We start from the raw sequence: 23,730 nt of genomic DNA on the forward strand, positions 1-23,730 counted from the left end.
AATGGCAAAGGCCAAGACCTACGCCCTCGGCATCGACGTCGGCGGCAGCGGCATCAAAGGCGCCCCGGTCGACCTCGACAAGGGCAAGTTCGCGACGGACCGTCTGCGGATCGACACTCCGAAACCGGCCACCCCGGACGCGGTTGCCGAAGTCATCGAGCAGATCGCCGAGAACTTCGCGGACGAGACCAAGGGCGAGGCGATCGGCATCACCTTCCCCGCCGTCGTGATGCACGGCGTGGTGAAGACCGCGGCGAACATCGACAAGTCCTGGATCGAGACCGAGATCGAGCAGAAGCTGGAGAAGAGGCTCGGCCGCGACATCAGCGTCCTCAACGATGCCGACGCGGCCGGCGTGGGCGAACTGCACTTCGGCGCCGCCAAGGACCAGAAGGGTGTGGTCGTGATGACCACGCTCGGCACCGGCATCGGCACCGCGATCTTCAACAACGGTGTGCTGGTTCCGAATTCGGAACTCGGACACATCGAGATCGACGGTCACGACGCCGAATCACGCGCTGCCGAGAGCGTCCGCGATAAGGAGGACCTCTCCTGGGAGAAGTGGGCCGAGCGCCTGCAGAAGTACTACTCCACCCTGGAGAACCTGCTGTGGCCTGACCTCATCGTCGTCGGCGGCGGGGTGAGCAAGAAGCACGAGAAGTTCCTGCCGCTGCTCGACCTGCGTACCAAGATCGTGCCGGCGAAGCTCCAGAACGACGCGGGCATCATCGGTGCCGCATGGACCGCCCGCCACAAGCGCGACTGACCCCGAGCGCCGAATCCGCGCATCCTGCGGTGATCCGCGCACCTGTCACGGTGCGCGAATCTACTTTTCCTGCTCGGATTTGTTCGGACGCAGCTTGGCGAATGTGCCCTTCGGGTCTTTGACCGCCGACTTCACCTGCGGCACACCCTTCTTCAGCACCGTGCGCACCTTGGGCAGGGCCTTGGCGAACGCGGGGTACAGCGGCGAGAGCGGCCGGTCCCAGGTGCCGATGAGCATGTTCTCGTGCTTGGCGAACTGCCGCTTGAAGTCGCTGATGCCGTCGTTGAGCAGGCCGTTGAAGTCGTAACGGGACACGCCCTGCTCACGGACATGCTTCATCGCGTGGAACTTTAGGCCGTAGTTCAGGCGCAGCTTCATGCCGCGCTCGTTGACGCCGCCGTACAACTCGAAGGCCGTCGTCGCCGAGACCACCAGCCAGACGAACGCGACGACCTGGTCGCCCTCCCAGGCCGCGATCAGCTGGGACCGCTCCCCCATCAGGTCGCGGATGCCGCGGTGGTAGTCGTCGCTGTGCACCGCGAAGCCCGCTCGCCGCGCGGTCTCGTTGTTGATCGCCAGCACCTGGGCGAGGTCCTCGTCGGTCTCGACCAGTCCGAAGCGGACGTTCTCGGCCTTGAACGACTTGCGCACGTTCTGTCGCGCACTTGAACCGAGGCCCTTCATCAGGGCATCGTCGTCCTGGCTGCAGTCGACGACGAGGGTCCGTGGGATCAGACCGGTGTTCTCGCTGGGCGAAAAGGCCTTGGCTGCAATGTCTTTCAACCATTGCGGCGCCGGCTGCGACTGCAGCTGTGCGAGAGCTTCGTCGTCGGTGCCCTTCGGCATCGGCGAGTAGCCGGCCTCCCAGTCGGGCTCGATCGACAGTGCGATCGGCTGCCGCTCGCGCTTCACCCAGCCCGCGAGCGCGTCGAGCACCTCGGCGCGCCGAGCCTCATCCTGCACCTGGGGCCCGCGCGGGATGTAGGACAGGCTGCGGAACGGCTGCGGCAGCTTGCGGTGCAGCACCTGCGCCGACCCGACGATCCGGTCACCGTCGCGGACGACGAGCCGGTCTGCGGTCCACTCATACCTCGACTTCAGCTCACCCCAGCCCCAAAGTTGCAGCGGGTGTCCCCCGGCGGCGTCGACGAGTTCGTCCCATTCGGTCTGATCGGTGCACAGGGCGACGCTCAAAGTCATGCGGTCAGGCTATCCACCAACTGACTGCGACGGGTGGGCAGAGGCCGTGCGCGGTCGCAACAGCGGCCGACGTTCTTTACTAAGGGCGTAGTTGAAGGTTCTTCACCGGACGCGGGCGCGCTTGCGCACCTTCTTGGGCACCGACTCGGCGAGCTCGTAACGGCGGCGGTCGATCCGCTCCGCGTGTCCCCACTTGGCCAGACGCGATAGAACGACCGGGCACTTCTTGCACCGGGTGTCCTTCTTGCAGCACTTCTTCTTGGCGGTGAGTTGGGGCACCGTTCGAGCTTAGGTCACCTGAGCCCGGACGGTGAATCCGACGGCGCGAGGTTACGGCGTCAGAGGGTGAACTCGGTGGCCTTCTCCCGGCGCAGATCACGCACGGGGACGCCACCGTCCAGCCCGAAGTCGCCGATGTGCTGCAGGTACATCGCACGACCGGCCTCCGACAGGGTGCCGTCGTGGATCGGGACGACCTCGCGTGGTGCGATCCGCCGGACGAAGGCGATTGTTTCCTTGACCGCGCCCCACGGCGCGGAGACGGGCACCGCGAGGATGTCGATCCGGTCGAGGGGCTGACCATCCAGTGCGTCGCCGGGGTGGAACAGCGTCGGCTCTCCCTCCACCTGGAACATCAGGCCGAGGTTGGGGATGCGGTCGACGTACGGGTGGATCTCGGCGTGCTGCTGCCCGATCGGGGTGACCCGCACCGAGCCGATCTCGAAACTCTGACCGGCGCGGTTCTCGGTCGCTTGGATGTCGTTCTCCTGCAACGTTCTCAGCGATCCTGTGTCGGCGAACACCGAGGCGTCCGGGTTGCGTTCCAGCACACCCCTCAGCTTCGTGACGTCCAGGTGATCGGCGTGCTGGTGGGTGATCAGGACGGCATCGACGACACTGACGGCCGCGACGTCCGAGAACGAACCCGGGTCGATGAGCATGCGTGCGTCGGCGTACTCGACCAGGAGGCAGGCATGACCGAGGTGGGTGATCTTCATGCCAGCCACCGTACGAGTCGGCGCACGGACGCGGAGGCGTTCCGGGCGAACAACTGACGAGCGCCCACATCGCGAACACGACACGAACGCGCGGGTGTTCCTGGGCGCGACGTACCATTACCTCCCGTGAAACTCCTCGGTGAAATGCCCCCGTTCGATCTCACGTACAGCGACGTGTTCATGGTTCCGTCGCGGTCATCGGTGACCAGTCGCCTCGACGTCGACCTGTCCACGCCGGACGGTGTGGGCACCACCATCCCGCTGGTGGTCGCGAACATGACCGCGGTGTCGGGTCGACGCATGGCCGAGACCGTCGCTCGACGCGGCGCGATCGCGGTGCTGCCCCAGGACATTCCGGTGCACGCGGTCACCGAGACGATCGACTACGTCAAGGCGGCACACACCGTCTACGAGACCCCGGTGACGGTGTCGGCCGAGGCTCCGGTGGCGTCCGCGATCGCCCTGCTGGGCAAGCGCGCGCACAAGGCCGCCGTGGTCGTGGACGCCGACCACCGTCCGGTCGGAGTGGTCACCGAAGGCGACCTGCGCGATGTCGACCGCTTCACCACCGTCGGTCAGGTCATGTCCTGCGACCTGTTCAGCGTGACTCCGGACGCCGACCTCGACCAGGTCTACGACGACCTCGCCAAGCACCACCTCGGCCTCGCGCCGGTGGTGAAGGACGGCGAGCTGCAGGGAGTGCTGACCCGCAAGGGCATCCTGCGCAGCGCGATCTATCAGCCCGCGCTGGATGACCGGGGGCGCCTGCGGATCGGCACCGCGATCGGCATCAACGGCGACATCGCCGCCAAAGCGAAGGCGATGCTCGAAGCGGGCTCGGACGTGCTGGTCGTCGACACCGCGCACGGCCACCAGGACAAGATGCTCGACGCACTCGACGTCGTGAAGTCCGCCCGTGACGAGCACGAGGCGTCCACCGGAACCCGTATCCCGATCGCCGCCGGCAACGTGGTGACCGCCGACGGCGCCCGCGACCTGGCGAGCGCCGGTGCCGACATCATCAAGGTCGGAGTCGGACCGGGCGCCATGTGCACCACCCGCATGATGACCGGCGTGGGACGCCCGCAGTTCTCGGCGGTGCTCGAATGTGCAGCTGCGGCAACGGAACTCGGCGCGCATGTCTGGGCGGACGGCGGCGTGAAGTACCCGCGCGATGTCGCTCTCGCCCTTGCCGCCGGAGCCGGTTCGGTGATGATCGGCTCGTGGTTCGCGGGCACCTGGGAGAGCCCCGGTGACCTCAACCGGGACGCGTCCGGCAGGTTCTACAAGGAGTCGTTCGGCATGGCGTCCGCCCGTGCGGTGAGCAACCGGACGCAGGGACGCACCGCGTTCGACCGCGCCCGCTCGGCGTTGTTCGAGGAAGGCATCTCGTCCTCGAAGATGTACCTCGACGCCCAGCGCCCCGGCGTGGAAGACCTCATCGACTCGATCATCGCCGGTGTCCGCTCCAGCTTCACCTACGCGGGTGCCCGCAACATCGCCGAGTTCCGCGAGCGCGCGACGGTCGGTGTGCAGAGCGCGAGTGGTTACGACGAGGGCCGCCCCCGCGAAACCTCCTGGAGCTGAGGCCGCTACACCCGTAGTCAAGGATCCGGTCGCAATGGCGACCGGATCCCTTCGCTGTGGCGGCTATCAGCGGTTGCTGAGGAAACTCCGTAATCCGGCGAGGTCGTCGGTGTTGATGTGGTCGACCCCGGCCGCGACGAGTTCGCTCCACAATGCCTCACGGTTGGGCAGCGCGAGGTCGGGAGTTGCCCAGAACCGCACGCGGTATCCCCCGGCATGCGCGTCCGAAACGATCCTGTGCAGTTTCGTGCGCTCTGCCGCGGGCATGGGACCGAAGCCCTGCCAGGTGAACAACTTGGTCCAGTTGTCCGAGAGCAGAGGCAACTGCTCGCTGTTCGCGCCCGCCGGAAGCGGCGACGTGAGGCGACCGTCGAAGCCGGCCCACCGCACCGCGACTTCTGACGTGCGCTGCGCCAGGTTGCCGCTGAGGACGGCGGTCACCGCGCGGTCGCGGCGGCGACCACGCACCCAGTGCGTCATCAGCTTCGGGTACTGGCTCAGTTGCTGTTGGACGACGGGCCAAGCGGCGTCGCCGTCAGACTTGATGTCGATCAGCAGTTGGATCGGCGTCTTGCGACGCGGGAAGGTCCGGCCGTTGCCGAGCCGGGCCAGCCGATCCAGCGGCTCGAGGTAGAAGCTGCGTAGCGTGCGCGACAGGTCGGGTCCGTCGTGACCGAGGTACAACTCGCCGTCGACGAGCCAGACGTCGGCCTCGACGCTGGTAAAGCCGTGCTCGAGAGCATCGAACAGGGGACGGGTGTGCTCGTAGTCGTTGTGGGCGTGGGCCTTGGCCAGCGGACGGACGCTAGCCAGCGGCGACCGGGCAGCAGCGGCGGCCTGTTCCTGGCTGAGCGCGAGGGTGGCCGAAGCGACCAGACCTCCGGTCAGCAGCGTGCGGCGGGTGCAGGAGTGAGCAGACATGCGTCCAGCCAACGCCCCGGACGGTGACCGGCGGGCGAACGTGGAGTCAGGACTTCGCAAACTCCGTCAAGACCGCGAAGGAGTCGAACTCCTTACCGCTCTCCTTCGCCCACACCATCGGCAACGCACAGTCCGTGCCACCGAACGGCAGATCCGAAACGGCGCGCACCGCGTCGTCTAGTCGCTGCCGCGGGCTGATACCGAGCTCGGTCAGCAACGGCGCCTCGCGCCAGTCCCCGCCCGAACCGGTGAACCCGACGACCTCGCACTCCGGCTCGGTCGCCATCGTCACCAAGGCGAGCGTCGTGGACGCCTCCCGACAGGTCAGCGGCATGTTGCTGATCGGCATCGTCATCGAACCGGACACGTCGAGGACCAGCAACGTGCGCTTGCCGGACGGGTGCACCGCACCGAACGCGTTGTAGAACGCCGCGTCCAACGCGCCGACGATCTCCCGATGAGACCAGCCCTCGCGCTGTCGGTACTTGACCACCTGGAAGGCGACCGTGTCGGCGTCCTTGCACGTGTACCAGTCGGCGACGGCGCGGCGCGGTCAGCTCGGTTGCAGTGACGTAATAGGTGCCGAGCGTCAGGAACCGGCGCAGCCGCTGCACGTGGGCGAGTTCGAAGGATTAGCCGCCTGCATGGTTGGGCATCTGTCGGGCATCCGAACTGGACGTCTGAGCGGTGCGGCGGGGTGTTGAAGGTACGCAGAACGCCGGTCACGGCGGACCCCTCTCGGAACAAGCGAGGAGGGTGACAGGCGCGAACGACCACCGGTGGCTTCGGCGAAAGGTGACCGACGGTCTTCGGCCCGCCCCGACTCTCAGCTGTGTTCTCTTGTTGTCCTCGACCGTAGGGCGCGACGCCAGACCGCACGAACGCATTTCGGTGACGGCCCACCGGTCGAAGAAGCTTCAACACCGACGTGCGTGGGTGTTGATCCGGTTCCGCAGAAAGTGGGCGTGCCGGGGATGAGCCGGCCGATACGCCGGGTTCAGTCATTGGGCGACCATCCATCTAGGACGACTGTTGCCAGTCGCCTCCAGCGGCCTACCCGCATGCTCGGGCGAGCAGCCCTCGGGCGCATGCTGTCTGGCCTTGCTCCGGGTGGGGTTTACCTAGCCGCCCCAGTCACCTGGGGCGCTGGTGGTCTCTTACACCACCGTTTCACCCTTACCTGCGCGAGCGCAGGCGGTCTGCTTTCTGTGGCACTGTCCCGCGGGTCACCCCGGGTGGCCGTTAGCCACCACCCTGCTCTTCGGAGCCCGGACGTTCCTCGGCGGGAGCGAACTCCCGACGCGGCCGCCTGGCCGGCTCATCCGTGGTCGAGTCTATCGGTGTCCGTTCACCTCAGGCGAGCGCGAACTCCACCTTGCCGGCCGCGATGTCGGCGGAGACCACCTTCACCTGAACGGTGGAACCGAGCTCGGCGGTGCCGGGCACCGGCTGGATCACCGCGTGCTCGGTCAGTTGCACCAGCAACCCCTCCTTGCCGTTGTTGTCGACCACGACGGCCTCGAAGGACTCTCCCACGTGGCCGGACATGAACGCCGCCTCGATGATGTCGGTCGCGGCCCGTTCGGCCTTGCGGGCCAGCTCGTCGGACTTCTTCATGTCGTCCGGAAGGGTCGCAAGGGCCGATCGCACCCATTGCGGCACCTCGGCGTCACGGCTGAGCGCCTCGCAGATCACCAGGCCGTAGCGGTCCATGAGGCGCCGAAGCGGCGCGGTGACGTGGGCGTACGGCGCTGCCACCGCAGCCTGCTGAGTGACCTCGGGGATGTCGCCGTCGAAGCAGGTGTAACCGGCTCCGCGGAACAGCCCGGTGGCCTCGTAGATCAGCGCGAGGTGCTTGGGGTTGTCGCGGTCGAGGGTGCGCAGGAACTCACCGTAGGTGAGGTCCGAACGCCACTCGGCGCCGAGCGCCTGAGCGGCCCGCTTGAACCGTGCGATCGCGTTGCCCTCAGGTTCGGGCATCGTGCGCAGCACGCCGATCTGGTTGTGCAGCATCATCTCTGCGGCCGCCATGCCCGTCAGCAGCGAGATCTGTGCGTTCCAGTCCTCGGCGGGTACCGGCGGACGCATGGTCAGCTCGTACCCGTTCTCCTTGCTGGTGACGATCTGCTCGGGCATCGGCAGGCTCGCGCCGCCACGGGCACGTTCCATCTCGATCCGCTTCTCGCCGATCTCCTTCAGCAGCATCAGGGACTCGTCGGCGTTGCCGGAGTCGACCTGCTCCTGGACGAAGGTGTAGTCCAGACGCTTCTTGCTGCTCACCATCGCCCGGTACACCTCGTAGGCGGTGCAGTCGCCGGACGCGTCCAGCTTCATGTTCCACACGAACGCGGGCCGCGTCTGCCCTTCGAGCAGGCTGGCTGCGTCCTCGCTGATCGTTGTTGGGTGCAACGGAATTCGCTGATCGGGTAGGTAGATGGTCTGTCCGCGTCGGTGCGTCTCGGCGTCGAGTGCTCCCCCGGCCTTCACGAACGCGGGGACGTCGGCGATCGCGTACCTCACGCGGTAGCCGTCGCCGTCCCGTTCCAGACACATCGCCTGGTCGAGGTCGGTCGAGCCTTCCGGGTCGATGGTGAAGAACGGCACGGCGGTCTCGTCGCGCTCCGGCAACTCCGGCGCGGCAACAGCCCGCCTTGCTTCCTCCTCCACCTCGGCCGGGAACCGCGCCGGTAGCTCCAGACGCTGCCGCAGGCCGTCGAAGGCAGCGGCGAGCTCAGGGCTCTCGACCTGATCCGAGGGGACTTCGCTGGTGACCTTGATGACGCGTTTGACCATAGCTCACACCCTAGGGAGCCGGACGCAGGTCGCGCGGGTTAGTGACTGAACGGATGGAGGCGCCGGCTCGTAGACTCACCGGGTGCTCGTGCTGCTGCCTCCCTCGGAATCCAAGACTCCCCGCTCCCGAGGTGGGGCGTACCGACCGGACGCGATGTCCTTTCCCGAACTGGTCGACGCCCGGGAGGCTGTCATCGAGCGGGCCGGCGGGCTGAGCGAATCCGACACGGCTGCAACGGTGCTCGGGGTGAGCCCGAACCTCACCGAGGAGATCGCCCGCAACACACGTCTGCGGTCCGCGCCGGCGGTACCGGTCGCGGCCCTCTACACCGGCGTCCTGTACGACGCGCTGGATCTTCCTTCCCTCGACGCTGCCGCGCTGCGACGGGCGAACCGCTGGCTCGTCGTGCAATCCGCGCTGTTCGGAGCACTTCGGATGAAGGACAAGGTGCCGCCATACCGGCTCTCGATGGCAGTCAACCTGCCGGGTGTCGGTCCGCTCGCGTCGTTCTGGAAACCCTTGCTCGACGAACCGATGACCTCGGCTGCGGGCAAGGGTCTGATCGTCGACTGCCGCTCCAGCACGTACGCCGCCGCCTGGACACCGTCGGGCGACCTCGCTGCCCGCTGGGTGCAGATCAAGGTGCCCGGAGCCACCCACATGGCCAAGCACACCCGCGGCCTGGTTGCGCGCGCCATCTGCGAACTCGGACTCGACCCCCGTCGTCCCGAACAACTCGCCGATGGCCTCTCCGAGCAGTTCGAGGTGTCATGGGACGCCCTCACGAAGCCGGGCAGGCCCTGGGTTCTGTCGACGACCACGCGTGGTTGACCTCATCGAGCGCGTCGGACCGGTCATCGGGTTCCTGGTCGCGCTCACGATCGTTGCCGAGATCTCCGAGCGGGCCGGTGTCTTCGACGTGGCCGCCCACTGGGCCGCACGAGTGGCGCGCGGAAGCGTTCTTCGACTCTGGCTGCTGATCGTCGTGCTGGCTGTCGCGAGCACCATCGTGCTCAGCCTCGACACGACGGCTGTCCTGCTCACTCCGGTGGTACTCGCGGTCGCCCGCCAGGCCAAGCTCGATGGCACACTGTTCGCGCTGACCACCGTGTGGCTGGCGAGCACGGCGTCGCTGCTGTTGCCGGTCTCGAACCTGACGAACCTGCTTGCGTTGCACAGCTTTTCCCGGATCCCCGACCATCCGTCCTACCTGAGCGTGATGTGGCGTCCGGCTCTCGCGGCCATCCTCGCGACGGTCGTCGTGGCCGCGATCCTGTACCGCAGACAACTACGTGGACGGTACGTGACCGCGCGTCCTGCGGACCCGCACGACCGCGTTCTGCTGCTCACCGCAGCCGGGGTCTGTGTCGCCCTCGGCCCGCTCTGCGTCAGCGGAATCACGCCGGTGTTCCCAGCGGCTGTCGCGGCGGCGTTTCTGCTGGTCGTCCTGGCGGTCCGAGACCGTCCCGGGCTGCGCGCGCTCAACCTGCCGTGGCGCACCGTCGCAGCGCTCGTCGTACTGTTCGTGGTGGTCGACCTTGCCGGACGACACGGCCTCACCGACGCGATCGGAGCACTCACGGGCCAGGGTTCGTCGGTGACTGATCTCATGCGGCTCTCGGGTGTTTCCGCGGTACTCGGCAACCTCGGCAACAATCTGCCCACGTACCTCGCGATCGAGCCGGTCACCGGATCGCTCGATCGGCACGCTGCCCTGCTGGTCGGGGTGAACACCGGATCGATCGTCACGGTCTGGGGCACCGTCGCGACGCTGTTGTGGCGGCAACGCTGCCGCCGTGCCGGGGTGGAGGTGCCCCTGCGCACCTACACCTGGCAGAGCGCGCTGGTCGCCGTGTGCGCGGTCCTTGCAGCAACCCTCGTGATTTGAGGGGGAGACCGCCTCCGCTCCTCGGACCACCGGTCGGACGCCGGGTCAGGTCGCCTTGTCGAGAGCCTGGGTGAGGTCACGCACCAGGTCGGCGGCGTCCTCCAGGCCGACCGAGACGCGTAGGACGCCGTCGGTGATCCCGATCGCCAGCCGCGCTTCCTCGCCCATGCGGCGGTGAGTGGTGGTGGCCGGGTGGGTGATCAGCGACTTGGAGTCGCCCAGGTTGTTGGAGATGTCGATGATCTGCAGCGCGTTCATCAGCTTGAACGCCTCGGCCTTGCCGCCGGCCAGGCGGAAAGTGACGACCGTGCCGCCCCCACCCATCTGCTTGCGTGCCAACTCGTACTGCGGGTGCGACTCCAGGTATGGGTACCAAACCTGTTCCACCGCAGCGTGATTCGCCAAGGTGCGCGCAACCTCGATAGCCGACTGGGCCATCTGATCCACGCGCAGACGCATGGTCTCCAGACCCTTGACCAGGACCCACGCGTTGAAGGGCGACAGCGACGGGCCGGTGTGCCTGATGAGGTTCTGGACAGGACCTTCGATGTAGTCCTTCGGCCCCAGGATCGCGCCACCGAGGACGCGTCCCTGTCCGTCGATGTGCTTGGTCGCGGAGTAGACGACGATGTCGGCGCCGTGCTCGAGCGGCTTGGAGTAGACGGGCGTGCCGAACACGTTGTCGACGACCACCTGCGCGCCGGCGGCGTGGGCGAGATCGCAGACTGCGCGGATGTCGACGAGTTCCTGCATCGGGTTGCTCGGCGTCTCGAAGAAGACCGCCGTCGTAGGAACGCTGAGGGCCTCGCGCCACTGATCGAGATCGGGACCGTCGACGAACACGGTCTCGACGCCCCAGCGCGGGAGGATCTCGTCCAGGATCACGAAGCAGGAGCCGAACAGTCCGCGGGACGCCACGACGCGGTCGCCGGCACCGAGCAGAGCCGCGAGTGCCGTGAAGACCGCGCCCATGCCTGAGCCGGTCGCGTAACAGGCCTCGGCGCCCTCCAACTGACGTAGGCGCTCCTCGAACACGGCGACGGTCGGGTTCCCGTACCGGCTGTAGACGAAACGATCCACCTCTGCCTTGAACGCCGCCTCGGCGTCCTCGGCGGTCTCGTAGACGAAACCCGACGTCAGATAAAGGGCTTCCGCCGTCTCCTCGAAACCGCTGCGGGACAAGCCTCCTCGCACCGCGATGGTGTCGGGGGCAAACTGCTGGTCGTCCATCTCGCTCCTACTGCGCTCGAGCACCGCGCGTCGCGCGAAGGTGATTCGTATCGTTCACGAAGCTCACCGAGCCGTGCCCGTCGGCCCAGAGTTCGAGACCTGTGAACGAACCCGGACCGATCGCGAGCATCCAGGCGTGCGCCAGATCGAGGCCAAGCACCTCGGCAAGCACGACCATGATCGGCTTGCGGTGCGTGGCCACGACGACCACACTCCCGTCGGACGCCGACTCGACGGCCCGGCGCAGGGCGTCCCGGACGCGGGACGTGAGTTGCTCGTGCGTCTCTCCCCCGCCCGGTGCCGCGTAGGTCGGGTCGTCACGCAGCCGCGCGAAGTCCTTGTGCTGCACCAGATCCCGCACGAGCTCGCCGTCCCACTCGCCGAAGTTCTGTTCGTCCCAGTCCGGGTCGATCTCGACCTGCTGGCCACGGGCTTCAGCCGCCGGACGGATGGTTTCCTGGGCGCGCGACAGGTCCGATGCGATGAACCGCACCGGCAGGTCGCCCGTCTTGGCGGCGATGCCCGCAGCGACCGATCGGGCTTGGGCGAGCCCTTGCTTGTTGAGGTCGGGGTTCGGTCCGCCGCGACCGTCGAGTCTTCCCTCGACGGTGAAGTCGGTGACTCCGTGACGCACCATCAGGACGCGAACCGGACGACCTGCCTGCGCAGACGCCGGTGCGGGGGCAGCGGCTGCCTCGGCGTCGGTGGCATCGACGGCGGGCTCACTTACCTCGGCGGGGTCGTCGGGTTCGGTTGTCCGCCAAAGATTCCGGACGACCGTTTCGCCGTCCATCGCCACATTGGACAGCTTGTCGGCGTCCTTGTTCTTCTCGCGCGGGATCCACGTCCAGGTCACGGCGCCGCCCGCGGTCGTCAATGACCGGACGATCTCCTGCGCCTCGAGGGCGAGGCGCTTCATGTCCTCGTGCTTGATCTTCCAACGACCGGCCATCTGTTCGACGACCAGCTTGGAGTCCATCCGCACCTCGACGCGCGCGGACGGGTCGATCTCGGCGGCAGCCTCCAACCCGGCGATCAGACCGGAGTACTCGGCGACGTTGTTGCTGGCCAAACCAAGCGGCTCGGCGCGTTCGGCAAGCAGTTCTCCGGTGGATGCGTCCCGGACGAGGGCGCCGTATCCGGCCACCCCCGGATTGCCCCGAGAGCCGCCGTCGGCCTCGACAATGAGAGCCCGTGCCATCGAGCGCTTACAGCCCCGACTCGGATGTGCGGACGACGATCCGGCGGCAGTCCTCGCAGCGCAGGATCTCGTCCTCGGGTGCGTTCTTGAATTTCGCCAGCTCGGTCGCGTTCAGCTCAAGACCGCAGCCGCCGCACCGACGCTGCGTGAGCGCCGCTGCTGCGAGTCCGCCGCACTGCTCGCGCACCTTCTCATAGAGGCCGAGCAGATCGGTGCCGAGTCCGGGCGCGATCTGATCACGTTGCGCTGCAACGCTGTTCGACTCTTCGTCGATCTCGGCGATCGCCTGGTCGCGGTCGTTCGCGAGGGAGACGATCTTCTCGTCCAGCTCCGCCTTCTGTGCCTCGCGCCGGGCGAGAACGGCGCGCAGCTCCTCGGCACGCTCCATCACGGCGATTTCCTCGTCCTCGAGTTCGGCCTGTCGGCGCGCGAGGGTCTGCAGTTCGTGCTGCATGCCCTGCAGGTCCTTCGGCGAACCCTGCCCGGCGTCCAGGCGCTGCTGGTTGCGCGCGGCACGGTCGCGGACGAGTTGGACGGCGTCCTCGGCCTTGGTGATCTCCCGCTCGACGTCCTGGGCGGCCGTGCGAGCGAGCACGACCTCCTCGAAGAGTTCGTCCTGCTGCTTGGTCGCCTTCTCGATCTCGGCGAGCACCGGCAGCGTGCGCTTCTTGTGGGCGAGCTGCGTCAGGCGCGTGTCGAGCGCCTGCAGGTCGAGCATGCGCCACTGCTTTGCGAGGTCGGCTTTCATTCCTGGCTCCCAGAGTCCGGTGTCGAGTCGGTTGTCGAGTGGGTGCTGCCGACGAGGAAATCCCACGGATCGGTGCGCACTGTGCAGATGTCGGTGTCAACTGTAAGTCCGTCGCAGGCCAGGCGCTCCCGCAGCCGGTCGGCGGCTGCGTCGAGCCAGAGCGACTCGGTGGCCCAGTGGCCCGCGTCGATAAGGTAGGGCGGCCCGCCTCGCGCCTCTTCGCGCGCCTCGATGGCGGGGTGGTGACGCAGGTCGGCGGTCACGTAGACGTCCGCACCCGAGCGTCGCACGGCCTCGAAACGGTCGTCGCCGGCACCACCCAGGACGGCGACCCGACGGACCTGTGCTTTCGCTTCCCCACTGACCCGGATGCCGACCGGGGCAGGCGGCAGTGCGGACGCAAGATGCTCGGCGAAAGCCTTGAGCGACAACGGTTGCGGCAGGTCGCCGACGCGCCCGATGGGCTGGCCGTCCTCGTCGTCGAGGGCCTCGCAGTCATCCGGTAGACCGCACGCGGCCGCCAGCGCGTCGTTGACGCCGGGCCGCGCCACGTCGGCGTTGGTGTGCGCGCAGTACAGCGCCATGTCGGCGACCACCAGGGAGGTGATCGCCGCACCCTTGGCCGTGGTGGTGGCGACCGAGTTGATGCCGCGCAGCAGCAGAGGGTGGTGGGTGACCACCAGGTCGATGACGTCGTCCCGCGCTTGTTCGATGACGGCCAGCGTCGGGTCGACCGCGAACCTGATGCGCTGCACGGGTTGTTCGGGGTCTCCGGTCACCAGGCCGACGCGGTCCCAGGAGGCGGCGGTCGAACTCGGGAAGAACTCCTCGAGCACCGAGATGACCTGCGCCAGAGTCGGACTCGTCAGGTCGGAAGTCATGGGTTCCTTCGAGCGGTTCGGGTTTGCGGGCGTCGCCAAGCCTACGGGTCGGGCGGCCGTCGAGTGTCACCGTGGTTTCGACCCTGGACGCTGCTGCTTCGTCGCTGCATCCAGGCTCAACCAGCGGGAAAGGTGGGCCCCTGCGCCACGGAGCAGCGAAGGTGTGTGTAGCGAGCGAGGTTGGACCGCGAAGCCGGTGGTGGCACCTGGGCGACCACGCTGGAAGGCTCACGCCGCGGAACGGCGAAGGCGGGCAGCCGCCACGAAGTGAGCGGCTGCCCGCCTTCACGCCGAGGGAGCGGCAAATGTCATCGAGTGGGCCCGGCCGGCCTCGAACCGACGACACCCGCGGTGTAAACGCGGTGCTCTACCAACTGAGCTACAGGCCCTCGCCACGCACCGTCGGGTGCGGAGCTCGGTCAAGGGTAATGGGGTTCAGGACAGCTTCGCGACGGCCTCGTCGTAGCCGGCGAAGTCGCGGGCTTCGCCCGGGCCGTTGACCTGCGACCAGGTGATCGTGGCGCTGCCGTCGATGAGGAAGGTGCCGCGGATGGCCATGCCGGCGTCCTCGTTGAACACCCCGTAGTCCTGGGCGATCGAACCGTGCGGCCAGAAGTCGGACAGCAACGGAAAGTCGTAACCCTGGTCGTCCGCCCAGGCGCGCTGGGTGAACATCGGGTCGCAGGAGATTCCGACGACCTGCACCTTGTCGTTCGCGAAGCGCGACAGGTCATCGCGGATGGAGCACAGTTCGCCGGTGCAGATGCCGGAGAACGCGAACGGGTAGAACACCAGCAGCAGTGCTTTTTCGGAGGTCAGACCGGTGAGGGTCTGCTCCTGGCCGAACTGGTCCTTGGCGGTGAACGCGGCAGCCTGTTCGCCGACCTGCTTGGGGGAAGTCATGTGTCGCCTCTTCTCAGCGTTGCTTCTGGTGGCCGCCCTGGACCAGTTTGGTGGCGATCCAGTCGCCGGCTTTCGCGGTCGAACTCGCCTTGAGTCCAACGGTTTTCGCCGCCTCTTCGATGTCTGCGGCCTGAACGTGTTCCGGGTGGCCGGCCTTCGGCACCAACACGACCAGGAAACCCTTGTCGGCCAGCATGGCGAGTGCGTCGACACAGTCGTCGATGAGATCACCGTCGCCGTCGCGCCACCACAGCAGTACCGCGTCGACGACGCCGTCGAACTGGTCCTCCTCGAGGGCCGATCCGATGAGGTCCTCGACGTTCTCCCGGAGGGCGTCCTCGACGTCCTCGTCCCAACCGATCTCGAGTACGACCTGTCCTTCGGTGAACCCGATGCGGTTCGCCCAGGTGCCGCCGCCTGCGTCGTTAGCCATGTTCCTTCCCAGAGTGTTCGATTGCACCACCCGCTCGATCGTGCGTCGGTGATGCCGCCCCACGGTAGTGGACGAGCGGCGCCGACTGCGATCACCGCACGAATCGGGTCAGATGCGGGCATATATGCCCACGTACTAGAAGGTAACCGGACTCGCTTGTACGTACACGCCTTCCGCGGTGTTTGATGGAGATTGCGAATCATGTACGCGAAGGAGCCAATCGTGTCACCAGAGCCTGCCAAGGGCCCGATCCTCAACGGTCTACCCAGCCAACTTCCGGACGTCGATCCGGAAGAGACGCAGGAATGGTTGGAGTCCCTCGACGGGATCATCGACGCCGGCGGTCGCAACCGCGCGCGTTACGTCATGCTCAAGTTGCTTGAGCGAGCTCGCGAACGCCAGGTGGGCATCCCGTCGTTGACGACGACCGACTACATCAACACCATCCCTCCGGAGGGCGAACCGTGGTTCCCCGGTGACGAGGAGGTCGAGCGCCGCTACCGCGCCTGGCTGCGCTGGAACGCTGCGATCATGGTGCACCGCGCCCAGCGTCCTGAGATCAGCGTCGGTGGACACATCTCGTCCTACGCATCGGCCGCCACGCTGTACGAAGTGGGTTTCAACCACTTCTTCCGCGGCAAGGACCACCCCGGCGGTGGCGACCAGGTCTTCTTCCAGGGCCACGCCTCCCCCGGCATGTACGCCCGCGCCTTCCTCGAAGGCCGCCTGTCCGAGGACCAGCTCAACGGTTTCCGCCAGGAGAAGTCGCACTTCATCGACGGCAAACCGTTCGGTCTGCCGTCGTACCCGCACCCGCGGAACATGCCCGACTTCTGGGAGTTCCCGACGGTGTCGATGGGTATCGGTCCGATGAACGCGATCTACCAGGCGCAGTTCAACCGCTACCTGCACAACCGCGGCATCAAGGACACCAGCGACCAGCACGTGTGGGCGTTCCTCGGTGACGGCGAGATGGACGAGCCGGAGTCGCGCGGTCTCCTGCAGCTGGCGGCCGGCGAGGAGCTCGACAACCTGACGTTCGTCGTCAACTGCAACCTGCAGCGGCTCGACGGCCCGGTGCGCGGAAACGGCAAGATCATCCAGGAGCTCGAGTCGTTCTTCCGCGGCGCCGGCTGGAACGTCATCAAGACGGTCTGGGGACGCGGCTGGGACCCGTTGCTCGCTGCCGACCGTGACGGCGCCCTGGTCAACCTGATGAACACCACGTCCGACGGCGACTACCAGACCTTCCGCGCCAACGACGGAAAGTACGTCCGCGACAACTTCTTCGGACGCGACCCTCGTACCAAGGCGATGGTCGCCGACTGGAGCGACGAGGACGTCTGGTGGCGCCTCAAGCGTGGTGGCCACGACTACCGGAAGGTCTACGCGGCGTACAAGGCGGCGACCGAGCATCACGGTCAGCCGACGGTCATCCTCGCCAAGACGATCAAGGGCTACAGCCTGGGCACCCACTTCGCGGGGCGCAATGCGACCCACCAGATGAAGAAGCTCACGCTGGACGACCTCAAGATGTTCCGCGACTCGCTCAAGATCCCGATCTCGGACGCGCAGTTGGAGGAGAACCCCTACCTGCCGCCGTACTACCACCCGGGCGAGAACGACGAGGCGATCAAGTACATGCGTGAGCGCCGCGCTGCCCTCGGTGGTGGCCTGCCCTCGCGCCGCACGAAGTCGAAGGAGATCAGCCTTCCGGCCGACTCTGCGTACGCCCAGGCCAAGAAGGGCTCGGGCAAGCAGATGGTCGCAACGACCATGGCGTTCGTCCGCATCCTGAAGGACATGATGCGCGACAAGGAGTTCGGCAACCGGATCGTGCCGATCATCCCGGACGAGGCACGCACGTTCGGCATGGACGCGTTCTTCCCGACGCTGAAGATCTACAACCCGCACGGCCAGAACTACAAGTCGGTCGACGCCGAGCTGATGCTCGCGTACAAGGAGTCGGAGCAGGGACACATCCTGCACACCGGCATCAACGAGGCGGGTTCGGTGGCTGCGTTCACGGCTGCCGGCTCGGCCTACGCGACGCACGACGTGCCGATGATCCCGATCTACATCTTCTACTCGATGTTCGGGTTCCAGCGCACCGGAGACAGCATCTGGGCGGCCGCCGACCAGATGGCGCGCGGGTTCATGATCGGCGCCACCGCCGGTCGTACCACGCTGACCGGCGAGGGTCTGCAGCACGCCGACGGTCACAGCCTGCTGCTGGCGTCGACCAACCCGGCCGTCGTGGCTTATGACCCTGCGTACGCGTACGAGATCGCGCACATCATGCAGAACGGTGTGGAGCGCATGTACGGCGCCGAACCGGAGAACGTCATCTACTACATGACGGTCTACAACGAGCCGATGCAGCAGCCGGCCGAGCCGGACGACCTGGACGTCGAAGGTTTGCTCAAGGGCATCTACAAGGTGTCCGAGGGCAGCACCGAGGGTGTCGGTGACGACGCACGTCGCGTGCAGTTGCTCGCGTCCGGTGTCGGTGTGCCGTGGGCGCTCGAGGCGCAGCAGTTGCTCAAGGACGACTGGGGCGTCGTCGCCGACGTCTGGTCGGTGACCTCGTGGGGCGAACTGCGCCGCGACGGCCTGGCCGCCGACGAGCACAACTTCCTGCACCCGGACGAGGAACCGCGGATCCCGTTCATCACGCAGAAGTTGCAGGGTGCTCCGGGTCCGGTCGTGGCAACGTCCGACTGGATGCGCACCGTGCAGGACCAGGTTCGCCAATGGGTTCCTCAGGAGTTCGCCTCGCTGGGTGCCGACGGGTTCGGTTTCTCCGACACCCGTCCGGCTGCACGACGTTTCTTCCACATCGACGGTCCGTCGATGGCGGTGCGTGCGCTGCAGATGCTGGTCGAGCGCGGTGAGCTGGACGAGAGCTACCCGAAGAAGGCCGCCGAGAAGTACCAGCTGCTCGACGTCCGCGCGGGTACCTCCGGCAACGCGGGCGGCGACGCCTGACTTCGCGACACCGATCGATGAAGCCCCCCGGCACATGCCGGGGGGCTTCATCATGATCGACCGGGACCGGGGGTCAGGGTGCCTCGATGCCGAGCGTCAGTTCACGCGAGAGCACACCGAGGTCGGGGTTGTCGGTGAAGATGCCGTCGATGCCGGTCTTCCACAGTTGCGCGAAGAAGTCGAGCACGCGACCGTAGTCGGCCGGGTTCGTGCCGATGCGGTAGTCGGCGGGAAGGAAGGTGTTCTCCGCGCGGACCGTCCACGGGCAGACCGTGAGGCCGTTGGCGTGCGCGTCGGCGACCAGCGAGGTGGGCTTGCCGAGGGTGCCGTCGGAGTTCCAGGCGATGACGCGCTTGGTGTCCGGGCCGACGCCGTCGATGTACTTGGCCCACTCCTTCATGCCCGAGCGGGACAGCAACTGGTCGTAGCTGCGGGTGTCACCGTACGGCGTGCCCTTGACCGTGGCGAGGAAGACCAACGGCGCCTTGACCCGCATCTCGGTCCGCAGATCGATCAGGTTCTGCAGTTCGAACGACTGGATGAAGATCGGGGCCTTGGGCGAGTCGAGACGGAAACGACGGATGAGACGAACAAGCCTCTCCTCCAACGGGTTTCCCATCTCCCGGAAGTACGTCGGGTGCTTGGTCTCGGGGTAGACCCCGATGACACGACCGAGCTCACGCGACAGTTTCTCGCGCAGCTTCAGCACCTCCTCGAAGGTCGGGATCTGCCACAGACCGTCGTACGCGGTGTTCTCCTGCCGCAGTTCCGGCAGGCGCTCCACCGCTCGCAGCGTGCGCAGTTCGGCGAGGGTGAAGTCCTCGGCGAACCATCCGGTGACCGGGACACCATCCAGACTCTTGGTGGTCTTGCGGGAGGCGAACTCCGGGCGTTCGGCAACGTCCGTGGTGCCACCGATCTCCGGCTCGTGCCGACAGACCAGCACGCCGTCCTTGGTGATGACCAGGTCGGGCTCGATGAAGTCGGCGCCCATCCGGGCGGCGAGGGTGTACGCGGCAAGTGTGTGCTCGGGGCGATAGCCGGACGCACCTCGGTGTCCGACGACGATCGGACCCTTGCGGCGGGGTCCACGTCGGTGGCCGGAGTCGGCGTACGCGGGGTCGGTCAGGGCGGGGGCAGCAACAGCGGATGCGGCGCCGGCGGCGACGAGGCCGGCGAAAGAACGTCGATTCATGAATCCATGCCAGCCCATCAAGTCGCCGTAGGGGTGACATCGAGGTGTCCAATCGACGAACGGTCGCCCGTTTTGGTAAAGGTTCTACAAATAAGCTGGCCCCATGCCCCAGCCCCGCAGCACCCAGCGCCGACTCGAGGCCGCAGCCGGTGGTCTCGCAACGACCGCGGTGCAGCGGATGGAGGACGAACTGCCTTGGTACCGGGCGCTGCCCGCCGAGGACCGGTCCTGGGTGGGCATGGTCGCCCATGCGGGCATCGCGGCCTTCATCGCCTGGCACGCCGACCAAGACACGTTGCCTCCGATCGCGGCCGACGTCTTCGGCACCGCGCCGCGTGAACTCACTCGATCGATCACGCTCCAGCAGACCCTCGACCTCGTCCGCACCACGATCGATGTCGTCGAACAGGCCGTGCCCGAGGTCGCTGAGCCGGACGAGCGAGTCGAGATGCGCGCCGCGGTGCTCACCTATTCACGCGAAGTCGCGTTCGCGTGCGCCCACGTGTACGCGCAGGCCGCCGAGACCCGCGGCGCGTGGGACGCGCGACTGGAGTCGTTGGTGCTCGACGCGGTGCTGCGCGCCGAGGCCGACGAGGCGTTGCGCTCGCGGGTGTCGGCGCTGGGCTGGGACGAGGTCAAGGACATCGTGGTGATCGCCGGGAACGCACCCCCCGGTGCGGGCAGCGAGACGGTGGACGCCGTTCGCCGGGTCTCGACCCGGATCGGTGCCGAAGCGCTGGCCGCTGTGCAGGGACGCAGGCTCATCGCCATCCTCGGCAATGTCGCCGACCCCATGCCGGTCGCCGGTGACCTGGCCGACCTCTGGGCGCCCGGCCCGGTCGTCGTCGGCCCGCTGGTTCCGCATCTGTACGCGGCCGGACGCAGTGCCAGGGCCGCGCAATCCGGGTATGTCGCGGCGGCCGCCTGGCCGAATGCACCGCGTCCCTGTCACGCCGAAGAACTGCTCGCCGAACGCGCACTCGGCGGCGACCACCGCGCCCGGCGACAGCTCACCGACCGGGTCGACGAAGCACTCGAACGACGTGCCGGCACCCGACAAACCGTGATGGCCTACCTGCAGAACGGCAGCCTCGAGGCGACCGCCCGTGCGCTGTTTGTGCACCCCAACACGGTCCGCTACCGGCTCGGCAAGTTCGAGCAGGACAGCGGCTACGACATCACCGATTCCCGTGACGCCTTCGCCGTCCGGCTCGGTGCCATGTATGCCGTGTTGCCATCTCCGTCCGAGCGTCGTTGACGATTCCTACAAAGACGGACCGCCGACTTTCGTCGGTTTCGGTGACCTGCTCCCCCACGGTCGGCAAGGGAGAGTTGAGGACGTGCTCGCAATCGTCTGCCCTGGACAGGGCTCCCAGACCCCCGGCTTCCTGGCTCCCTGGCTCGAACTGCCCGGCTTCCAAGACCGTCTGAACTGGCTCTCCGCCGTCGCCGCAATGGACCTGGTGGAGCACGGCACGACGTCCGACGCCGACACCATCAAGGACACCGCAGTCGCGCAGCCGCTCATCGTCGGCGCCGGCCTGGTCTCCTTGTTGGCCCTGTTCAGTCACCCGGCCGACGGCTTCCGCCTGGTCGGGGCCGGCGCCGGTCACTCCGTCGGTGAGATCACCGCCGCATCCGCTGCGGGCGTGCTGTCGGCGGAGCAGGCAATGGTGTTCGTCCGTGAGCGCGGCAAAGGCATGGCAGCTGCGAGCGCCGTCCTGCCGACCGGGATGGCCGCCGTCGTCGGTGGCACAGAGGATGATGTGTTGTCGGTGCTCGACAAGCACGGGCTGACACCGGCCAACCGCAACGGTGGCGGACAGATTGTCGCCGCCGGCACGATGGAGCAGTTGGACGCGCTGAAGGCCGACCCGCCGGCCAAGGCTCGCGTGATCCCGCTGCAGGTCGCCGGTGCATTCCACACCGAGCACATGGGGTCGGCCGTCGAACAACTGGGCGGATACGCCCGTGCGATGTCGACCCACGATCCCCGCGTCGCCCTGGTCTCGAACAAGGACGGGCAGGTCGTGCACAGTGGCGTCGACGTGCTGCGCCGCCTGGTGACCCAGGTCAGCAGCCCGGTGCGCTGGGACCTCACGATGGAGACGCTCGTCGGGATGGGTGTCACCGGCATCATCGAGATCCCTCCGGCAGGCACCCTGGTCGGTCTCGCCAAACGCGACATGCCGGGCGTCGAGGCACTGGCCCTGAAGTCGCCCGACGACCTCGACGCCGCTCACCGGATGATCCGGGAGCACGGGGACCCGCAGCAGGCGATGGACCCCACCTGGCGCCTGGTCATCTCGCCCGCCAAGGGCACGGTCACGATCGCCGACCTCACCGCCGGCGAGGACGTCCGACCCGGCACCGAGATCGCGACGGTCAACACCCTGCGCGACTCCTACCCGGTCAGCGCACTGCACGGCGGACAGGTGCTGGAGTGGCTGGTCGACGACGGCGATCCCGTCGCACCCGGCCAACCGATCCTTCGCCTCTACCCGACGGAACTGTGATGAATTCCCCTGTGTCCCAACCCAAGAAAACCGGCAAACTCCAGGTCGCCGACAGCGTCCGACACTCGCGCATCCTCGGAGTGGGCGCCTACCGCCCCGACCGAGTGGTCACCAACGACGAGATCTGCCAGTTCATCGACTCCTCCGACCAGTGGATCCGCGAACGCTCGGGCATCATCACCCGGCGCATCGCCGGTGACCACGAGACCGTCACCTCGATGGCCGAAGCCGCATCACGCGAGGCGGTCGCGAACGCCGGGATGGACATGAGCCAGATCGACGCGGTGCTGGTCGCAACGGTCAGCCACCCGTACCAGACACCCGCCGCGGCACCGTTGATCGCGACGAACCTGGGAATCAACGGTGTGCCGGCCTTCGACATCTCCGCCGCGTGTGCCGGGTACTGCTACGGCATCAGCCTGGCCAACGACATGGTGCGCTCGGGCAGTGCCCGCAACGTCCTGGTGATCGGCGTGGAGAAGCTCTCGGACTTCACCGACAAGTACGACCGCGGCACCGCCTTCATTTTCTCCGACGGAGCCGGTGCAGCGGTGGTCGGCGCGTCCGACACCCCGGGCATCGGACCCACCGTCTGGGGATCGGACGGGGAACAGTGGGATGTCATCTCCCAGCGTGAGTCCTGGCTCGACATCCGGCGTTCGTGGGAGAACGAACCCGGCGACCAGCGCACCTGGCCGACGATCGGAATGGCCGGCCAGTCGGTGTTCCGTTGGGCGGTGTGGGGCATGGCCCCGGTTGCTCAGAAGGCATTGGACGCCGCCGGCATCACCGCCGACGACCTGGACGCGTTCATCCCGCACCAGGCGAACATGCGGATCATCGACGCGATGATCAAGCAGTTGAAGCTGCCTGCCGACATCCCCGTCGCCCGCGACATCGCCGAGCAGGGCAACGCGTCCGCCGCCTCGGTCCCGCTCGCGACCGAACGCATGCTGCGCGAGGGCGAAGCCCCCCACGGTGGGCTGGCACTGCAGATCGGTTTCGGTGCCGGTCTGGTCTATGCCGCCCAGGTGATCGAACTCCCGTAAACCCCCGTCGGCTCGGCGGGCAAACCGGGTCAGCCCCGAGTTTCCCTGAACCACAGGGAAACACATCACGAAACAAGGAGTTGTCGAAGATGGCACAGAGCGACCAGGAGATCCTCGAGGGCCTCGCTGAGATCGTCAACGAGGAGACCGGCCTCGACACCAAGGAGGTGCAGGTCGACAAGTCGTTCACCGAGGACCTCGACATCGACTCGCTGTCGATGATGACGATCGTCGTCAACGCCGAGGAGAAGTTCGGTGTGCGCATCCCCGACGACGAGGTCAAGAACCTCACCACCGTTGGCGACGCCGTCACCTACATCAAGAACGCCCAGGGCTGACCGGTCGGGGAGCCGGTCGGCGTCTTCGGGCCGGCTCCCCCACCCGCTGCCGCACCACTCACCGAACCACGCACAGCACTCGCACGCGCGCCAC

General features: G+C 67.2%; 22 protein-coding genes, 1 tRNA gene and 1 other RNA gene. 9 read left to right on the forward strand and 15 right to left on the reverse strand.

The genetic code is table 11. The features are described 5' to 3' along the window. The first annotated feature begins 1 nt into the window (after position 1). Complete coding sequence (gene ppgK, locus FB459_RS12800) at positions 2–766, forward strand: polyphosphate--glucose phosphotransferase (protein WP_129626679.1); 765 nt, start codon at positions 2–4, stop codon at positions 764–766. A 60-nt stretch (positions 767–826) separates the two neighbouring features. Here ppgK and FB459_RS12805 read toward each other — a convergent pair whose 3' ends face one another. From FB459_RS12805 to FB459_RS12810, 3 genes are all read right to left on the reverse strand, one after another. Then, complete coding sequence (locus FB459_RS12805; protein WP_141928778.1) at positions 827–1,966, reverse strand: lipid II:glycine glycyltransferase FemX; 1,140 nt, start codon at positions 1,964–1,966, stop codon at positions 827–829. A gap of 102 nt (positions 1,967–2,068) precedes the next feature. Continuing rightward, positions 2,069–2,245, reverse strand: coding sequence for a hypothetical protein (locus FB459_RS17385; RefSeq protein ID WP_168990280.1), 177 nt, complete (start codon positions 2,243–2,245; stop codon positions 2,069–2,071). A gap of 59 nt (positions 2,246–2,304) precedes the next feature. Continuing rightward, positions 2,305–2,964, reverse strand: coding sequence for an MBL fold metallo-hydrolase (locus tag FB459_RS12810; RefSeq protein ID WP_141928779.1), 660 nt, complete (start codon positions 2,962–2,964; stop codon positions 2,305–2,307). A gap of 144 nt (positions 2,965–3,108) precedes the next feature. Here FB459_RS12810 and FB459_RS12815 point away from each other — a divergent pair, with 144 nt between their 5' ends. After that, positions 3,109–4,551, forward strand: a complete 1,443-nt coding sequence (locus tag FB459_RS12815) for a GuaB1 family IMP dehydrogenase-related protein (protein WP_141929536.1) — start codon at positions 3,109–3,111, stop codon at positions 4,549–4,551. A gap of 66 nt (positions 4,552–4,617) precedes the next feature. On the opposite strand, the gene FB459_RS12820 is transcribed toward FB459_RS12815, so the two are convergent. The 4 genes from FB459_RS12820 to FB459_RS12835 all read right to left on the reverse strand — a co-directional run bounded on the left by FB459_RS12820 (position 4,618) and on the right by FB459_RS12835 (position 8,265). Then, positions 4,618–5,472, reverse strand: a complete 855-nt coding sequence (locus tag FB459_RS12820) for a phosphatidylinositol-specific phospholipase C/glycerophosphodiester phosphodiesterase family protein (RefSeq protein ID WP_129626671.1) — start codon at positions 5,470–5,472, stop codon at positions 4,618–4,620. Positions 5,473–5,518: 46 nt separating this feature from the next. Beyond that, positions 5,519–5,965, reverse strand: a complete 447-nt coding sequence (locus FB459_RS17390) for a hypothetical protein (RefSeq protein ID WP_205744784.1) — start codon at positions 5,963–5,965, stop codon at positions 5,519–5,521. Positions 5,966–6,443: 478 nt separating this feature from the next. Then, positions 6,444–6,793, reverse strand: an RNA gene (gene rnpB / locus FB459_RS12830) — RNase P RNA component class A. 32 nt (positions 6,794–6,825) lie between these two features. Then, positions 6,826–8,265: an RNB domain-containing ribonuclease gene (locus tag FB459_RS12835; protein ID WP_141928780.1), complete on the reverse strand. Its 1,440-nt coding sequence runs from the start codon at positions 8,263–8,265 to the stop codon at positions 6,826–6,828. 82 nt (positions 8,266–8,347) lie between these two features. Here FB459_RS12835 and FB459_RS12840 point away from each other — a divergent pair, with 82 nt between their 5' ends. Further along, positions 8,348–9,097 carry a YaaA family protein gene (locus FB459_RS12840; protein WP_141928781.1) on the forward strand — a complete coding sequence of 250 codons (750 nt, stop codon included), beginning with the start codon at positions 8,348–8,350 and terminating at the stop codon, positions 9,095–9,097. Further along, positions 9,090–10,154, forward strand: a complete 1,065-nt coding sequence (locus tag FB459_RS12845) for an SLC13 family permease (protein WP_246092440.1) — start codon at positions 9,090–9,092, stop codon at positions 10,152–10,154. Before FB459_RS12840 ends, FB459_RS12845 begins: the two co-directional genes overlap by 8 nt. A gap of 45 nt (positions 10,155–10,199) precedes the next feature. Here FB459_RS12845 and FB459_RS12850 read toward each other — a convergent pair whose 3' ends face one another. From FB459_RS12850 to FB459_RS12880, 7 genes are all read right to left on the reverse strand, one after another. Further along, positions 10,200–11,384, reverse strand: a complete 1,185-nt coding sequence (locus tag FB459_RS12850) for an O-succinylhomoserine sulfhydrylase (RefSeq protein WP_141928783.1) — start codon at positions 11,382–11,384, stop codon at positions 10,200–10,202. Between the two features lie 7 nt (positions 11,385–11,391). Then, entirely contained in the window at positions 11,392–12,585 is a 1,194-nt protein-coding gene (locus FB459_RS12855) for a bifunctional RNase H/acid phosphatase (RefSeq protein WP_141928784.1), read from the reverse strand. Positions 12,586–12,592: 7 nt separating this feature from the next. Next, complete coding sequence (locus FB459_RS12860) at positions 12,593–13,333, reverse strand: zinc ribbon domain-containing protein (protein ID WP_129626659.1); 741 nt, start codon at positions 13,331–13,333, stop codon at positions 12,593–12,595. After that, entirely contained in the window at positions 13,330–14,214 is an 885-nt protein-coding gene (locus tag FB459_RS12865; protein ID WP_141928785.1) for a Nif3-like dinuclear metal center hexameric protein, read from the reverse strand. Before FB459_RS12865 ends, FB459_RS12860 begins: the two co-directional genes overlap by 4 nt. 316 nt (positions 14,215–14,530) lie before the next feature. Further along, positions 14,531–14,603: transfer RNA gene (locus tag FB459_RS12870), tRNA-Val, on the reverse strand. A gap of 46 nt (positions 14,604–14,649) precedes the next feature. Continuing rightward, positions 14,650–15,117, reverse strand: a complete 468-nt coding sequence (locus tag FB459_RS12875; protein ID WP_129626656.1) for a peroxiredoxin — start codon at positions 15,115–15,117, stop codon at positions 14,650–14,652. 13 nt (positions 15,118–15,130) lie between these two features. Next, positions 15,131–15,550: a DUF3052 domain-containing protein gene (locus FB459_RS12880; RefSeq protein WP_129626654.1), complete on the reverse strand. Its 420-nt coding sequence runs from the start codon at positions 15,548–15,550 to the stop codon at positions 15,131–15,133. Positions 15,551–15,751: 201 nt separating this feature from the next. Between FB459_RS12880 and aceE the strand changes: the two genes are divergently transcribed. Further along, positions 15,752–18,538, forward strand: a complete 2,787-nt coding sequence (aceE, locus tag FB459_RS12885) for a pyruvate dehydrogenase (acetyl-transferring), homodimeric type (RefSeq protein WP_141928786.1) — start codon at positions 15,752–15,754, stop codon at positions 18,536–18,538. 73 nt (positions 18,539–18,611) lie between these two features. On the opposite strand, the gene FB459_RS12890 is transcribed toward aceE, so the two are convergent. Next, positions 18,612–19,733: a glycerophosphodiester phosphodiesterase gene (locus FB459_RS12890; RefSeq protein ID WP_205744783.1), complete on the reverse strand. Its 1,122-nt coding sequence runs from the start codon at positions 19,731–19,733 to the stop codon at positions 18,612–18,614. Positions 19,734–19,836: 103 nt separating this feature from the next. Here FB459_RS12890 and FB459_RS12895 point away from each other — a divergent pair, with 103 nt between their 5' ends. The 4 genes from FB459_RS12895 (at position 19,837) to FB459_RS12910 (ending at position 23,636) form a co-directional block, all read left to right on the forward strand. Continuing rightward, entirely contained in the window at positions 19,837–20,991 is a 1,155-nt protein-coding gene (locus tag FB459_RS12895) for a PucR family transcriptional regulator (protein ID WP_141928787.1), read from the forward strand. Between the two features lie 82 nt (positions 20,992–21,073). Beyond that, positions 21,074–22,249, forward strand: coding sequence for an acyltransferase domain-containing protein (locus FB459_RS12900; RefSeq protein ID WP_141928788.1), 1,176 nt, complete (start codon positions 21,074–21,076; stop codon positions 22,247–22,249). Further along, positions 22,249–23,298, forward strand: a complete 1,050-nt coding sequence (locus tag FB459_RS12905) for a beta-ketoacyl-ACP synthase III (RefSeq protein ID WP_129626644.1) — start codon at positions 22,249–22,251, stop codon at positions 23,296–23,298. Before FB459_RS12900 ends, FB459_RS12905 begins: the two co-directional genes overlap by 1 nt. Positions 23,299–23,387: 89 nt before the next feature. Then, entirely contained in the window at positions 23,388–23,636 is a 249-nt protein-coding gene (locus tag FB459_RS12910; RefSeq protein WP_129626642.1) for an acyl carrier protein, read from the forward strand. Positions 23,637–23,730: the final 94 nt, after the last annotated feature.

It is taken from the genome of Yimella lutea (assembly GCF_006715095.1).
Classification (GTDB): Bacteria; Actinomycetota; Actinomycetes; order Actinomycetales; family Dermatophilaceae; genus Yimella; species Yimella lutea.